At 42.5% G+C, this 14,735-nt stretch carries 13 protein-coding genes; 8 read left to right on the top strand and 5 right to left on the bottom strand.

The genetic code is table 11. From position 1 onward, the window contains the following. The first annotated feature begins 76 nt into the window (after window positions 1-76). Entirely contained in the window at window positions 77-673 is a 597-nt protein-coding gene (locus B5D54_RS15135) for a beta-phosphoglucomutase family hydrolase (RefSeq protein ID WP_078927396.1), read from the top strand. A 97-nt stretch (window positions 674-770) separates the two neighbouring features. Here the strand turns inward: B5D54_RS15135 and bamJ are convergent, their stop codons facing one another. Then, window positions 771-1,244, bottom strand: a complete 474-nt coding sequence (gene bamJ, locus B5D54_RS15130; protein WP_078927395.1) for a BamJ family beta-barrel-assembly machinery protein — start codon at window positions 1,242-1,244, stop codon at window positions 771-773. A 15-nt stretch (window positions 1,245-1,259) separates the two neighbouring features. Continuing rightward, window positions 1,260-1,892: a thiol:disulfide interchange protein DsbA/DsbL gene (locus B5D54_RS15125; protein ID WP_078927394.1), complete on the bottom strand. Its 633-nt coding sequence runs from the start codon at window positions 1,890-1,892 to the stop codon at window positions 1,260-1,262. Window positions 1,893-2,030: 138 nt separating this feature from the next. Here B5D54_RS15125 and B5D54_RS15120 point away from each other — a divergent pair, with 138 nt between their 5' ends. From B5D54_RS15120 to B5D54_RS15100, 5 genes are all read left to right on the top strand, one after another. Next, window positions 2,031-2,696 carry an OmpA family protein gene (locus B5D54_RS15120; RefSeq protein WP_238117123.1) on the top strand — a complete coding sequence of 222 codons (666 nt, stop codon included), beginning with the start codon at window positions 2,031-2,033 and terminating at the stop codon, window positions 2,694-2,696. A 182-nt stretch (window positions 2,697-2,878) separates the two neighbouring features. Then, window positions 2,879-4,441: a methyl-accepting chemotaxis protein gene (locus B5D54_RS15115; RefSeq protein ID WP_078927392.1), complete on the top strand. Its 1,563-nt coding sequence runs from the start codon at window positions 2,879-2,881 to the stop codon at window positions 4,439-4,441. A 146-nt stretch (window positions 4,442-4,587) separates the two neighbouring features. Continuing rightward, window positions 4,588-5,241 (top strand): oxygen-insensitive NAD(P)H nitroreductase, encoded by a 654-nt coding sequence (gene nfsB / locus B5D54_RS15110; RefSeq protein ID WP_078927391.1) that lies wholly within the window; start codon window positions 4,588-4,590, stop codon window positions 5,239-5,241. 2 nt (window positions 5,242-5,243) lie between these two features. Continuing rightward, window positions 5,244-5,540: a putative quinol monooxygenase gene (locus tag B5D54_RS15105; protein ID WP_078927411.1), complete on the top strand. Its 297-nt coding sequence runs from the start codon at window positions 5,244-5,246 to the stop codon at window positions 5,538-5,540. Between the two features lie 109 nt (window positions 5,541-5,649). Further along, window positions 5,650-6,186 carry a LysR family transcriptional regulator gene (locus B5D54_RS15100; protein WP_078927390.1) on the top strand — a complete coding sequence of 179 codons (537 nt, stop codon included), beginning with the start codon at window positions 5,650-5,652 and terminating at the stop codon, window positions 6,184-6,186. An 85-nt stretch (window positions 6,187-6,271) separates the two neighbouring features. Here B5D54_RS15100 and tkt read toward each other — a convergent pair whose 3' ends face one another. After that, a complete protein-coding gene (gene tkt, locus B5D54_RS15095; RefSeq protein WP_078927389.1) occupies window positions 6,272-8,266 on the bottom strand; it encodes a transketolase in 1,995 nt (664 codons plus the stop codon). Window positions 8,267-8,515: 249 nt separating this feature from the next. Beyond that, window positions 8,516-9,466, bottom strand: coding sequence for a transaldolase (gene tal / locus B5D54_RS15090; protein ID WP_078927388.1), 951 nt, complete (start codon window positions 9,464-9,466; stop codon window positions 8,516-8,518). 451 nt (window positions 9,467-9,917) lie between these two features. Between tal and B5D54_RS15085 the strand changes: the two genes are divergently transcribed. Next, on the top strand, window positions 9,918-10,907 hold the full coding sequence (locus B5D54_RS15085; RefSeq protein ID WP_078927387.1) for a sugar-binding transcriptional regulator: 990 nt from the start codon (window positions 9,918-9,920) through the stop codon (window positions 10,905-10,907). Window positions 10,908-10,967: 60 nt separating this feature from the next. On the opposite strand, the gene B5D54_RS15080 is transcribed toward B5D54_RS15085, so the two are convergent. Next, window positions 10,968-13,148, bottom strand: coding sequence for a serine/threonine-protein kinase (locus B5D54_RS15080; protein ID WP_078927386.1), 2,181 nt, complete (start codon window positions 13,146-13,148; stop codon window positions 10,968-10,970). Window positions 13,149-13,475: 327 nt separating this feature from the next. Here B5D54_RS15080 and tagH point away from each other — a divergent pair, with 327 nt between their 5' ends. Further along, window positions 13,476-14,732: a type VI secretion system-associated FHA domain protein TagH gene (gene tagH / locus B5D54_RS15075; RefSeq protein WP_078927385.1), complete on the top strand. Its 1,257-nt coding sequence runs from the start codon at window positions 13,476-13,478 to the stop codon at window positions 14,730-14,732. Window positions 14,733-14,735: the final 3 nt, after the last annotated feature.

Here is a 14,735-nt window from a genome sequence, read left to right as displayed (position 1 = left end):
GCAGTGGTGTGTCTAGACGCTTGATGATAAGAAAGGGGATACTCCCATCAACGCTTCTCACAGATTGGAGAAATGAATGTCACTCAATTTAAGCCGCTATAAAGGGCTCATTTTCGATATGGATGGTACCTTAATTGATACTATGCCTGCGCACATTAAAGCGTGGCAAGCCGCAGCGGAAACTTTTCGCTTTCCTTTTGATGCTCAGTGGTTACATAGCTTAGGGGGAATGCCAAGCTATAAGATTGTTAAAGAAATTAATGAACGTTTTCACTTATCATTAGATCCTCAAGAAGTGGCTGACTACAAAATGCAGGCTTTTGCTAATTTTGGTTCGAATAGTGCTTTGATTTCTGAAACTTATGCCATTTTTAACTCAAGCATCGGTGAGAAGAAAATCGCGGTGGGAACAGGAAGCCAGCGGAAAAGTGCGACTAAGTTACTGGCGAAGGTGGGAGTGCTGGATAAATTAGATGCCCTAGTCACCGCAACGGATGTGGCTAACCACAAGCCCCACCCAGAAACCTTCTTGAGAGCGTGTGAACTGCTTAACTTATCACCTCAAGAATGTATTGTTTTTGAAGATACAGCGTTGGGAATGCAAGCAGCACATGCTGGCGGTATGGACTGTGTGATGGTGACCAAACAGGGATTAGAGTTTCATGCGGCTTAGTGAATTTTGGGCTCAAAACTGATTCATCATCACGCAGTGAATCACGCGATGTAATGAGCCGTGGAATCGGCTCATTACATGTAACTAGGGTGGTTGACTATTGAATTTCTAGTAATTCAACATCAAAAATTAATGTTGCAGCGGGCGGTATCGGGCCTGTCCCATTTTTACCATAGGCTAAGTGGCTGGGGATAAAAAAGCGCATTTTTTCACCTTCCACCATAAGTTGGACACCTTCCTGCCAACCTTTAATCACTTGATTTAGGCTAAAAGTGATCGGTTGATCACGCTCAATAGAACTGTCAAAAATGGATCCGTCAAGGAGCTTACCCTCATAGTGTACAGTAACGTGACTGTTTGCCGTTGGGTGCTTTTCCCCTGTCCCCACTTGTAACACTTGATATTGCAAACCGCTTTCTGTGGTTGTCACCTCATTTTTCTGACCATTTTTCAGTAAGAAAGCTTGACCGAGAGTGAGGTTTTGCTCGGCTATTTTGCCATTATTCCACGATCGATAGAGGAAAAAGCCAGCCAATAATAGAGCAACAAGAAGGAAGATAACTTTATTCATAGTCAATTGCCTTGATTAAGATTGTTTGAGCAAGTAAGCAATAGTATCAGCAATACTATTCGCATCTTTATGCCCGCCAGTTAGAACCTGATATTTCCCTTTCACGATAAAAGTGGGAACGGCATTGATTTGTGATTTTTGTGAAATCTCGCTGGCAAGGGTGATCATTTCCATCAATTGTGCTTGTTGGAGTTCGTCAAAGTCATAGGGGCTTACTAATTGGCGTTGATGAAATATTTTGTCTATGGCGGTTTTTCTTGCTTCAGGAGTCATTCCTTCAGGGGCTTGTATGGTAGCAAACAGGGCTTCCATCATCGCTGAATCTGGTACGGCTTCTAACTGCATGACTGCGCTGTAGTAAAGCATAGCGCTGATTTGAGCCCCTTGATTAAACGTGACATGAAGTTTGCCAAAGTGCTCACCTGTTATTTTTTCCAGCTCAGGAATCAGTGGCTCCATCGTTCGGCAATGCCCACAGGTGAGAGAAAAAACCTCGGTAACGGGAGCGAGTCGGTAAGTCGTGAGATTAACCGGTAGTGCTTTGTAATGAACGCCCTCTGTAGGTTGAGTATTGGTATTATCACTGCAACCAACGGTAATAATGAGACCTAATATAAGGCTAAATAAACGAAAAGCTGATATTTTCATAATACATCCATAGCATTGAAAAAGATGAGGCCAGTCTAACCAGTAATCTCTATCAGGCAAACAGGATAGAAGCAATTTGTTAGCAAGACAGCATAAAGTTTTAGTACATCGGCCGATAACAAAAGAGAGATGAGAAGAGTGAGTACCGAGTTGATGAAAGCTTTCGCACTATTATTATGCCTATTAGTATCGGGATGTGGCTCTTTAGCTGCCGATAGAATGTTTAGCAATAATTTGTTGGATACGGCGCCAAGAAATGATTCTGAAGTGCTTTATCCCGATTGGCGAACGCCAAGCCAACCAACCCGATCAGAGGTAGTACCCAATGCGGTGGCGGAAACGAGAAAGCCATCAAGACCATCGAATCAGGTGCAGGAACCCGCATCATTACTGGCTTTTTTGGCTGATCATCGAATTGATTATGAATTACAGCCGGGTGAGCATTCGATTGTAAAACTAAAACGGAGCCTTCAATTCCAAACCGGAGCGGCTCAGTTGTCATCTGAGTCTATTCGTTGGGTTGGGGAGTTAGGGCGTTTTCTTGCCCAAAAGCCCACCATTGACGTCATTGTTGAAGGGCATACCGATAATACGGGATCTGAACGGTTGAATGATGGCTTATCTCTGCGCCGAGCTGAAGCCGTTAAACAGGTATTGATAGGACAGAAAGTCCCTAATCAGGCTATCTATACGCGAGGTTATGGTTCGCATTTGTCAAAGTGTCAGAACAATACCGCTCAAGGAAGAGCCTGTAATCGACGGGCTGAGTTGCTATTAATTATTCCTGAGTACTTGACGCAATGAGTTGAAGATTTATAGATTTAACATATGTAAATTTAAACAAAATAGCATAGCTATATGATTAAATTGTGAATATTGATGGTTCTCACGCTTACGTAGGCTAAATCGTACATTGTTTTGAAACATTTTCATATTTTGTGTATACAGTCTCCTACAAAACTTATAACAAGTAACGAGAATGTGTCATGTCTGCCCAACCTGTTTCTTCAGCGAAAGAAGTCCCACTTACTGAACAAGATCAACTGGTCTCGACCACAGACTTAAAAGGTGTTATCACTTATTGTAATGATACCTTTTGTCGTATTGCTGGTTTTAAAGAACATGAATTATTAGGGCAAAACCACAACATAGTGCGGCATCAAGATATGCCGAAAGCCGCTTTTGCTGACATGTGGAAACATCTTAAGCAAGGTCATGCATGGCGAGGTATTGTTAAAAATAAAACAAAAGATAATGGTTATTATTGGGTTGATGCTTATGTTACCCCTATCTATGAACATGGGAGAATCGCGGGTTATCAGTCGGTTCGTGTGAAACCTGAGAAGGCATGGATTGACATAGCTTCACAAGCTTATCGCGCTTTGCGAAAGGCTGAAACTTCAAGAAAGCCATTGTCATTTCATGTCGCAACGCCAGTTCGTTATCTTGCGTTATTGGGAGCGTTAGCCGCTCCGGTATTGTCCTATGGAATGGCGTTGGAAGGTTATAGCCAACTGATTGCAACGCTGCTACCTGCTGGTGTATTAGCCTTACTCTTTAGGCAAGAACTTCTACATACCCCCAAGCAACTTAATCAATTGACTACCCAGTATGACAGTATCAGCCGCTTGATTTACTCGGGTAATAGCCAGTTCTCTATTGCTGATTATCATTTAAAAATGGCTTCTGCCCGAATACGTACGGTATTGGGACGAATGATGGATTCAGCTAAGCCGTTACAAGCTATCTCCGAAACGCTTAACTTGACCAGTGTCGAAGTGGTACAAGCACTCAAGCAACAAGACAGTGATATTCACCATGTTATGCAGGTGACAGAAAGCGTTGAAACTGCTGCTGATGCCGTATCTAGTAATGCCGAACGTTCTTATTCACTTATTGATCAAGCTCAATCTCACTGTTTGCAAAGTAAAGAAAGCATTGAGCAGACCAATCACAGCTTATTGTTATTAAGTGAGCAGGCTGAGCGAGCCACAAAAACGACTTATACGCTCAGCGAACAGGCGCAGCGTATTAGTCAACTGATGGAAGAGATTGGCGGTATTGCTGACCAGACGAATTTGCTCGCCTTGAATGCGGCCATTGAAGCGGCGAGAGCTGGTGAGCAAGGGCGTGGATTTGCGGTTGTGGCGGATGAAGTAAGGGCACTTTCAGCAAGAACACAGAAAGCAACGGAGCACATCCGCTCAAGCACCGACACTATGCTACAGACCATTCAGTCATGGCAAAATGAAATTATTCAAAGTCAGCAGCAAACGGATAAATGTGGTGAAGTCGCTGAGAAGAGTGCTCAGTGTCTGCGATCAGTTGAAGCATTATTAGAAGAAATGCATGAAACCGTGAAAGATATGGCAAATTCAGCGCAAAGCCAAAGGGATATGACTCATGAGTTACATGAACATATCCACTCTATTGCCTCCGCAGCGACTCAAAATCTGGTAGCGACCCATAAAGTGGAAGAACACAGCCTTGAGATGAATGCTCGGGTGGAAGATTTACGCCAATTAGCCATCCGTTTTGAAGAAAAATAGTGTTTGGTTATATCAGGCACTGATCGCGTTAAATAAGGACTTTCAAATTTTTTTTGAAAGTCCTTATAGTTTTTCCCTATTTTTTCTGTTGCATCAAGCCGTTATTGTTTCCCGTAATTAAATATACATGAGTAGGATAAAGAGTGATGAACATTGCCCATTTTGCACAGCAACGCTATTCCACCAAGGCTTTCGATTCCAATCGCCGCATCAGTGCAGAAAACGTTCAGCAAATTAAAGATTTGATTCGTTTGAGCCCTTCTAGCGTCAATTCTCAGCCTTGGCACTTTATCTTAGCCAGTACGGATGAAGGAAAACAACGAATAGCCAAAGCGACTCAAGGTCGTTTCTCATTTAATGAGCGCAAAGTGTTGGATGCTTCGCATGTTTTGGTGCTTTGTACTAAAACCAGCATTGATGACGACTATTTACTCAATCTATTAGCGAAGGAAGACAAAGATGGTCGCTTTGCAACAGAAGATGATAAACAAGGGATGCATAACGGCCGCTCTTATTTCGTGAATATACACCGTGCTGATCTTAACGATGCTCAAGAGTGGATGGCAAAGCAAGTTTATCTCAATGCGGGTACGGTGTTATTAGGTACTGCGGCAATGGGAATTGATGCCGTGCCTATCGAGGGGTTTGATGCAACGGTGATGGATGCAGAATTTGGCTTAAATGACCAAGGGTTAACGAGTGTATTGATCATTCCTATGGGCTACCACAGCGAGGAAGACTTCAATGCAAAATTGCCGAAATCTCGTTGGGATGAAGCAGACGTTATTACGGAGTGTTGATGATGGCAACCGTTCACCTTTTGGCTGAAATTAAAGCACTTGAAGGAAAAGAAGCACAGGTTGAGCAAGCTTTACGCGCTTTACTTGAGCCTTCTCGTCATGATGAAGGGTGCTGTCAGTATGAATTGTATAAAGATGAGTCTGTGGCGGGGCTGTTTATTATGCAAGAAATCTGGTGCTCTGCTGCGGCACTTGAAAAACATACGCAAAGTGAGCACTTTCAGCATTTTGTGGCACAAAGTGAGAAAAATGGCTGGCTTGAATACTTGAATCCTCGCCAAGTCACCTTTTTGGGGTAGCGGGCTCGTTTAATTTAGTGCGGCTTTCATCGTTGATGGAGGCCGCGCTTTTCAATGTTGACTAAATATGATGTGATACAGAGGATTTTTACCATCCGTGTCTTCGCCTATGAAAGCATTAAACGATCTCAATATCTTTGTCGAAACGGCTCATCAAAGTAGCTTTTCGCAAGCGGCTCACAGCTTAGATGTGACGCCTGCTGCTGTGAGTGCGGCGATTAAACGTTTGGAAGCTCAGCTAGTAAAACCTAGCGACTTACTTAGCCATTCCTGTTTGTGTTTTATGCTGTCAGATACTTACCATAATCGTTGGACTTTTTGGAAAGCTGGAGAGTCGGAAACCGTGGTCGTAAAAAGTCAGCGCAGTGCTAATGATGGAGACGTTGTCCGGCGCTGGGCCATTAGTGGGTATGGTATTGCTTATAAATCATTATTAGATATTAGCGCTGATATTATTGATGAGCGTTTAGTGCCCTTGTTACCGGAATGGCAGTCGGAGCCGTGTCCAGTTTATTTAGTGTGTGCAGATAAACGACTGTTAAATCACCCAACGCGAGCATTGCACCAATTTCTAAAACAAAAATGTGAGCAACGAATGTTGCAGCTGTGCGATATTATGTCGCAACGCTATAGCCAAACAGTGTAAGAAAACAGCATGGCTCTAGAATAAGAAAATGCCAGTCCTATTATGACTGGCATTTTTATGGTTAGGGTTTCATTATTTAGTGTAACTACGCCAGTAGTTCTTGGGCAGTTTTAACTACGTTATCGGTGGTAAACCCAAATAATTTAAACAGCTCATCCGCAGGTGCTGACTCACCAAAGCTTGTCATACCGATGATTTTGCCGCCAAAACCGACGTATTTGTACCAGAAATCGGCAATACCTGCTTCAATCGCAATACGTTTGGTCACATCAGCAGGTAATACGGTTTCACGGTAAGCGGCTTCTTGTTTATCAAACGTGTCAGTCGATGGCATCGAAACGACTCGTACTTGTTTACCTTCCGCCGCCAGTTTTTCTGCCGCGTCTACCGCAAGGCTAACTTCAGAGCCCGTTGCAATCAAGATAAGTTCGGGTTTCCCTGCGCAATCTTTTAAGACATAACCACCTTTCGCAATGTCTGCAACTTGCTCGGCCGTACGAGGCTGCTGAGCTAAATTCTGACGAGAGAAGATCAAAGCCGATGGGGCGTCTTTACGCTCAATCGCCAGTTTCCAAGCCATCGCTGATTCAACTTGGTCACAAGGGCGCCATGTGCTCATATTCGGTGTTAAGCGCAGTGATGCAACTTGTTCAACAGGTTGGTGAGTGGGGCCGTCTTCACCTAAACCAATGGAATCATGGGTGTAAACTTGGATATTTTGAATTTTCATCAATGCGGCCATGCGCATGGCATTACGAGCGTATTCCATAAACATCAGGAAGGTTGCACCGTAAGGAATAAAGCCACCGTGTAGGGCGATGCCGTTCATGATCGCCGTCATTCCAAACTCACGGACCCCATAATGAATATAGTTACCAGAGAAGTCGTCAGCCGTCAGTGATTGAGAACCGGACCACATGGTGAGGTTAGATGGAGCCAAGTCTGCTGAGCCGCCCATAAACTCAGGGAGTAGCTGACCAAAGGCTTCTAACGCGTTTTGTGATGCCTTACGTGACGCAATATTGGCAGGGTTAGCTTGTAGATCCGCAATGATTTGACTCGCTTTCTCTTCCCACTGCGCGGGTAATTCACCGTTTATGCGGCGTTTAAATTCAGCCGCCAGCTCGGGGTACGCTGCTTCATAAGCTGCAAATTTCTGATTCCACGCTGTTTCCTTAGTTGCGCCAGCTTCCTTCGCTGACCATTCTGAGTAGATCTCTTGCGGAATTTCGAACGCACCGTATTTCCAACCTAAAAATTCTTTTGCTGCTTTAATTTCATCATGGCCAAGAGGTGCGCCATGACAGTCATGTGAACCAGATTTATTGGGAGAACCAAAACCAATAATGGTTTTAGTACAAATGAGTGTTGGGCGAGCCGTTTCCGCTTTTGCTTCAATAATCGCCGCATTAATCGCTTCAGCATCATGGCCATCAACCGCTGGAATGACATGCCAACCGTAAGCTTCAAAACGTTTAGGCGTGTCGTCAGAGAACCAGCCTTCTACATGACCATCAATAGAGATACCGTTGTCATCCCAGAAGGCAATGACTTTACCCAGCCCTAATGTACCAGCCAGTGAACAGGCTTCATGAGAAATGCCTTCCATCAAACAGCCATCACCCATAAAGACATAAGTGAAGTGATCAACGATGTCATGATCGGGTTGATTAAACTGAGCGGCGAGAGCTTTTTCCGCGATAGCCATACCGACGGCATTGGTAATCCCTTGGCCTAATGGACCTGTGGTGGTTTCAATACCTGGAGCATAACCATATTCAGGGTGTCCGGGTGTTTTAGAATGCAGTTGACGAAAGTTTTTCAGATCATCAATAGAAAGATCATAACCACTTAGATGAAGTAAAGAGTAAAGCAACATGGAGCCGTGACCATTAGAAAGCACGAAGCGATCTCGGTCAGCCCACTTAGGATTGTGTGGATTATGGTTTAAGTGGCTGCGCCAAAGCACTTCTGCGATATCAGCCATTCCCATGGGGGCACCTGGGTGTCCCGAATTCGCTTGCTGTACACCATCCATGCTCAAAGCACGAATTGCATTAGCCAGTTGTTTACGATCCATAGTCTTTTCCGGAGTTATTTGAAAACAGAGTTATTTAAATAGAGTGATACCCTTACCACTTAACGAGAAAATTATGAGTAACGTTCGTTCATCACTACTGTGATGGGCAAGTCATTGGCCTGCTACCGCAAATAGTCTGGGTATCGATGGTGCATAAAGCACCATCAGAGAATAGGGCTTAAGAACCTAGGCCTAGCTAGGAAAAAACGCTTAGCGCTCCTTTCTAGCTAGCCGTTGGGTGCCTTTGAATTACAGCTTCGCCGCAATCATGGCTTCTAGTTTGCCTTGGTCAATGGCAAAGTTACGGATACCTTCTGCTAACTTCTCAACGGCCATGGCATCTTGATTATGTTCCCAAAGGAATTCTGCGTGCGTCATAGGGGCTGGACGAACTTTGCTGCCTTTGGAATCCACTAATTTCTCTATTACCTCTCCTTCCGCCGCTTCCAGCTCAGCCAGCAGTGCTGGTGCAATCGTCAAACGGTCACAACCAGCAAGCTCTAGAATTTCACCGATGTTACGGAAGCTGGCTCCCATAACCACTGTGTTATAGCCGTGCTCTTTGTAGTAGTTGTAGATGGTGGTAACAGAAATAACCCCCGGATCTTCTTGCGGAGCGAAATCACGGCCTTCTTTGGCTTTGTACCAGTCCATAATTCGGCCAACGAAAGGTGAAATAAGGAAGACGCCTGCTTCTGCACAGGCACGTGCTTGTGCGAAAGAGAAAAGGAGGGTGAGGTTACAGTTAATGCCTTCTTTTTCTAGAATTTCAGCAGCACGAATGCCTTCCCAAGTTGAGGCGAGCTTGATTAGGATACGGTCGTTGCTGATCCCAGCATCGTTGTACATTTTGATAAGCTGACGCGCCTTCGCCACACTGCCTTCGGTATCATAAGAGAGTCGAGCATCGACCTCGGTTGAAATTCGGCCCGGAATCGTTTTCAGAATTTCTTTACCAATGTTAACGGCAAGCATGTCACAAGTGTCTTGCACTTGTTGCGCTTTATCGGAACTTTGTGCTTTGGCGTATTCGATAGCCGCCTCAATCAATGGGGCATATTCAGCAATTTGTGCCGCTTTAAGAATCAGAGATGGGTTCGTGGTGGCATCTTCAGGTTGATATTTTTTTATCGCATCAATTTCGCCGGTATCGGCGACAACAGTAGTGAGTTTACGAAGTTGCTCTAATTTGTTGCTCATTTCGATCATCCTATTTCTTGTGGCTAAACCAGCATTGAAGCTGGATACTGGCAAGCGGATTAGCAAAGCCTTCGCTAGATAACGAGTTTACTCTTGCTAATACGAACGTTAATTTTCAGCGACCAAACAATTGCGTTGAACATTTGCTCGCTCGTTGAGTAAATGATGTATTCATATTTATCTTATCTGTACAGAAAGTCAATCATCATAACGATGGAATGACACATTCAACCCACTAATTTTCATTGGTGAAGATCTAGGTAAGAAAAGAAACGTTTGCGTAAGTTGCCTTTGGGTAAATGCCTCTTTGAATGTTCAAAAAACGGAAATGAGAAAATGTCATTTGGCTGAGCAAATGTTGATTGTCGTCTGCGTTTTACATATGCTAGGTCAATGAGCATATGTTCACATTAATTTATGCTAGTCACTTAATCGAAAATGAGAGTAGTGTATGAGCAGTTCAAGCACAGATTTTTCAATGGAAAATACCGACCTACTGACTGAAATATCAGTGGCTTATTATCAAGATGGTGCAACTCAAGAGGAAATTTCCAAAAAATTTGCGCTTTCTCGCGCTAAGGTTGGACGCTTGCTTAAACAGGCAAGAGATGAAGGAATCGTTGAGATCACTGTTAAGTATCACCCTGTTTTTAGTGCCAAAATTGAGCAACGTTTGATTGACCGGTTCGGTATCAAACGGGCGTTGGTTGCTTTAGATCAACCCAATGAAGAGCAACAAAGGCAGCAAGTGGCTGGATTGGTGTCGAATTACCTATCTAGTACCTTAAAAAACGGTATGGTGGTGAGTATTGGTCAGGGGCGAAATGTCTCAGCAGTTGCTCACCATACTGGGGTTATCACACCAAGAGATTGTAAATTTGTTTGTAGTATTGGTGGTATTCACCCCCGAGGCGGAATGTTCAATGCCGACCATATTTGTCGACAAATGGCGAAAAAATATGGAGGGACCTCTGAAACGCTCTATGCACCAGCCTATGCAGAGAATCGAGGCCAGAAGCTGGCTTTTATGCAAAATGCGACCGTCAAACAGACGTTGGACTTAGCACGTAAAGCGGATATTGCTTTGGTTGGGATTGGGGATATGAGCGAGAATAGCTATATGGTGGATCTTGGCTGGTTTACGCCTGATGAAGTAGTACAGTCCCGGCTTCAGCAAGGGGTCGTGGGGGATTTTGCAGGTTATGATTTTTTCAATATCCATGGTCAAATCGCCAATACAGTCATGAGCGATCGCGTCATTGGATTAGGTATTGATGAGTTTCGCCCGATTTCTGAAGTAATTGCGATTGCAGCGGAAAATAGTAAGCCACTTGCCCTGCTTGGTGCACTTCGCACTGGCGCAATTGATGTAATTGCAACCAGTGTGAGTAATGCATTAACGGTATTAAACTTAGATGAGCAGATGCGTAATATACAGTAAAAGGACAAAGTCATCAGGTAGTGCCGTTCACGTTAAGCGAACGGCATTAGAGACGCTCATTTAACTCCTATCAATTTGACGAAGTAATGCATTCGCTTTTTGGATTGCTCTTCGTGCATTAACGGCTTCACGATTTTTAAGCAAAATATCTGAAAGTTTTAGATATTTATCCGATGCTTGAAAACGTAAATCTGAAATATCGCTGAAATCCGAGGGTAATTCCGTGGCCAGTTTATCGATATCAATGACGAGCTTGTCTAGTGCATTTAGGGTCGATGCATTTCTAATTCGGCGGTACAAACTTTCAAGTTCGTTTTTGTATAACACTCGGGCCGCCGCATATGGATAGTCTAATACGTTGCCATTTTCTTGCTCCGTAAGATAGGCACTCATTTCTTCTATAGCATCCCTCATTTGATTACTAATCGATAAGTCCTCTTTATGCTTCTCGGATGAAGTAAAGAAAGTATTGCCAATATTAATTAAGGTATTCAAAGAGAGTGCATCTCGCTGGGCAAGGGCTTGTTTAAGATTTTTTCCAAAGACTTCACTGGCTAAAGAGGATGGCTCGAAAGGGTAGTCAGTATGAATCGCGCTCAGATTTTCGTATAGCTCAGTCACCGATTTTTCACCTTCAAGAGAGGTGTAATGTGCTTTTTCTAATGCAGAATTGATCTGCCTTTCTATCGTTAACAATGTTGAGCGCTTACTGGACCGAATATCGATGTTTAATATCTCAAGCCGATGAGAGTCTGGGTAATAGGTTGCCGCATTTTTGAGAACAGACTCAACTTTATTGTAGTCTGGATATTCCATTTCATTAGCATTGAGTATTTCATCTATTTGGGTTTCAAAATAGCTCAAGAGTGCAACTTGGTGATAACGCAGTAGCCCATCTCGGACGATAGGCTGAAGGTTTTCGGTATGAGTGAGAGTCAGGACATGTTCAGGTGATGATTCAAGCAGAGCTTGCTGATCATTGAGCTGAGTTGCTAGTTGCTCTGTGGTGTGATTGGCGGTGGAGAGTTTGTGATCGTAATGATTCACGAGTAACACTACCGTGGTTAACCACAATGCTGCTGAGATAGCCACAGCAAATTTAGGGGTGATTGTGTGATTTAAACGTTGCTTTAGTTCCTTGGCGGATAATGGTGTTGAGCTTTTTGAACAAGAGAGAATTCTTTTTAATGGCTGCCATGCCAAAAAGGGTAATGATGCCGGTTTCGTCAGATTGAGAGCTTTCTTCAGCGCGATGTCAGCTGTTGTCCGATTATATGGATGTTTACAGCTAACCAATTCATAAGCAATACAAGCAAAAGCAAAGAGGTCATCTTCTCGTGTTGGCTTATTACCCGCTAAAATATTGAGTGAAGCGTAATTCGGAGTATACCCCATAACGGAATTATCATCAGATTTTCGTTTTGCCGCGTACTGATCTTGTTTGAGCTTCTCCATCTTTGACACGCCAAAATCAAGGATTTTTACATTCCCATTGGATTCGATCATGATGTTGGCTGGTTTTAAATCAGCATGTACGATGTCAAGAGAATGTGCGTAGATGAGTGCGTCCAGAATTTGATTAAAAATAATTTTCGCTTTATGAAATGGCAGGCCTGAGGGGCGAGAGCGTTGGATTAGCTGCTCGACAGTTTCGCCATCTAGGTATTCCATTACGATAAAATACGTCTTGTTATCGACACCGAAATCAAATACCCGAATGATGTTTGGATGGCTTAAGGTTTGTGTATGTTGTGCTTCTCGTATCAGCATCCGAGCCGTCTCAGGTTGATCGATGTACTCACTCTGCAAGATTTTTAATGCCACATAAGGGTTATGAGCCCCTGATGACTCTAATACTTTATCCTTCGCTCGATAGACATCGCAAAGTCCTCCATGGCCAATAAGCGCATCGATGATGTATCGACCTTTAACGACATGACCAGGAGTTAAAGTGGAATGCTCGACCAGATCGTTCGAGTTTGTTTCTGTCGTTTGATTTTTGAAATCATTTTTGTCATTAGCCTCAATATCGAACGCCTTAGTCTCAGGGGTGGGACTTTTTTTAATGTCACTGTCTGAACTTTGAGAAATGTTCTTCTTTTTATCCATTCCCAGTTTTTTTTCTTCTTGATTTTTAGGATTAATATCCTCTTGGTTCAATGTTTGATTTCTTATGATCTGTGTTTTATCACCATTAATCATGATCGGTCGGTCTTTATTTTCATTTTTATCAATAGACATGTGTTAGGCTCCTAGCTAAAAGTAAAACTGACTATAATCCCTAATATTTATGTAATAGAGGTTGTATTAGATAAAATTCGATTTAACTAACAGAGGTTAAGCGAAACATGAAATACAAAGTTATAAAAATTTGATCTTGGTTCTAGATTTTGTTTTATTAGACAACTTTGCGTTGAATTGAATTTTAAATGATTCATTATTTGCCCGCTATAAGTAATGGCTCTATTATTATTGATTGTTTTGTTATTTAGACTGATGGGTTCAGTCTATTGTTCGTTCAGTCAGAAATTATAAAAAATACAAGATACATACCGGCTAGAGGTTGACATGGATTTAATTCTTTCCATTACCAGTTTTCACAAGTTCACGCCAGAACTCAAAAGTGTTTATACACTTTCTTCCGAGGAAGATTATTGTTCCATTAAGTTTGGACGTTCTGATTCTTGTGATTGGGTGTTACCTGACCCTGAACGCATTATTTCAGGTGTACATGGTGAGGTGTCGAAGTTTGGGAATAATTATTTATTAAGAGATTTGTCAACAAATGGGATATTTATTAATAAGTCAGTTAGCCCAATTGGAAATGGAATAGAGATCACTCTTAATAATCACGATACGATCAGTTTCGGTGACTACGAGATAGAAGTGACCTTAAGTGATACTGATAAAAAAACGGATGACATATTGCCTAATCACAACCTCATGATCTCTTCATTTAATACCTTGTCACCAAGAGAGCTTTTAAATAAACCTGTCGATATGCCCAAAATGGGTGATATGGATTTCGGCTTTGATGCCAATTTATTTCTTTCTCAAGAGGCAACGCCTAGCGTTTTAGAAGAACCAGATATTGGGGATATCGACGACTTTTTTGATACTAAATCAATTGAAAATATTGAAGATTTTTCTATTGAAAAGAAAGAAAAAACAAAAGAGCTATTGCAACGGCCAATGGTTGAAGAGACATCTGGTTTTCAGCCTGAGTCAGAAACGCTTTTACGTGCGTTCCTTTCTGGAGCAGGAATTGACGAAGGCTTGTTACCGGACAACAAGAAAGAAGTGTGGTTTCAAGAGCTGGGGAAATCCTATGCATTAATGTTAGACGGTTTGATGCAAACATTACACAATCGAACAAAATTCAAACAATCAAACAAACTAAACCATACTGCTTTCCAGAAGAGAGAAAATAACCCGTTGAAATTTTCGGCAGACTTTGATGATGCCATACACAATTTATATAACAGAAAAAGTTCAAGTTTCCTTTCTCCTGAAGTGGCGATTAAATCGGCTTTTCGAGATATTGAATGTCATGAAAAAGCGATGATAAATGGCGTGCATGGTGCGGTTTCTAGCGTAATGAAACTACTTGACCCGAATAATATCTCCGAAAATCTTTCTCAACGTGAGAGAAGCCTCTTTTCTCCTTTCTTCTCTCAAGTCGATAAAAAGAAATGGCAGAAGTATGAAGCACTTTACTATCAGCTAAATAATGATTTCGAAGTTGGTGGATTTGATAGTGATAAATTTTATTTAGAAGATTTTGCAAGAGAATATGATAAGGCAATAAGGAATATAGAGGGATAATAA

It is taken from the genome of Vibrio cincinnatiensis DSM 19608 (assembly GCF_900167345.1).
GTDB lineage: Bacteria > Pseudomonadota > Gammaproteobacteria > Enterobacterales > Vibrionaceae > Vibrio > Vibrio cincinnatiensis.
This window is presented reverse-complemented; position numbering and strand designations above follow the sequence as displayed.

Bases quoted from the DNA above. Each gene is read 5' to 3' on its own strand.
- B5D54_RS15135 (WP_078927396.1), top strand. From the start codon at position 77: ATGTCACTCAATTTAAGCCGCTATAAAGGGCTCATTTTCGATATGGAT.
- bamJ (WP_078927395.1), bottom strand. From the start codon at position 1,244: ATGAATAAAGTTATCTTCCTTCTTGTTGCTCTATTATTGGCTGGCTTT.
- B5D54_RS15125 (WP_078927394.1), bottom strand. From the start codon at position 1,892: ATGAAAATATCAGCTTTTCGTTTATTTAGCCTTATATTAGGTCTCATT.
- B5D54_RS15115 (WP_078927392.1), top strand. From the start codon at position 2,879: ATGTCTGCCCAACCTGTTTCTTCAGCGAAAGAAGTCCCACTTACTGAA.
- nfsB (WP_078927391.1), top strand. From the start codon at position 4,588: ATGAACATTGCCCATTTTGCACAGCAACGCTATTCCACCAAGGCTTTC.
- B5D54_RS15105 (WP_078927411.1), top strand. From the start codon at position 5,244: ATGGCAACCGTTCACCTTTTGGCTGAAATTAAAGCACTTGAAGGAAAA.
- B5D54_RS15100 (WP_078927390.1), top strand. From the start codon at position 5,650: ATGAAAGCATTAAACGATCTCAATATCTTTGTCGAAACGGCTCATCAA.
- tkt (WP_078927389.1), bottom strand. From the start codon at position 8,266: ATGGATCGTAAACAACTGGCTAATGCAATTCGTGCTTTGAGCATGGAT.
- tal (WP_078927388.1), bottom strand. From the start codon at position 9,466: ATGAGCAACAAATTAGAGCAACTTCGTAAACTCACTACTGTTGTCGCC.
- B5D54_RS15085 (WP_078927387.1), top strand. From the start codon at position 9,918: ATGAGCAGTTCAAGCACAGATTTTTCAATGGAAAATACCGACCTACTG.
- B5D54_RS15080 (WP_078927386.1), bottom strand. From the start codon at position 13,148: ATGTCTATTGATAAAAATGAAAATAAAGACCGACCGATCATGATTAAT.
- tagH (WP_078927385.1), top strand. From the start codon at position 13,476: ATGGATTTAATTCTTTCCATTACCAGTTTTCACAAGTTCACGCCAGAA.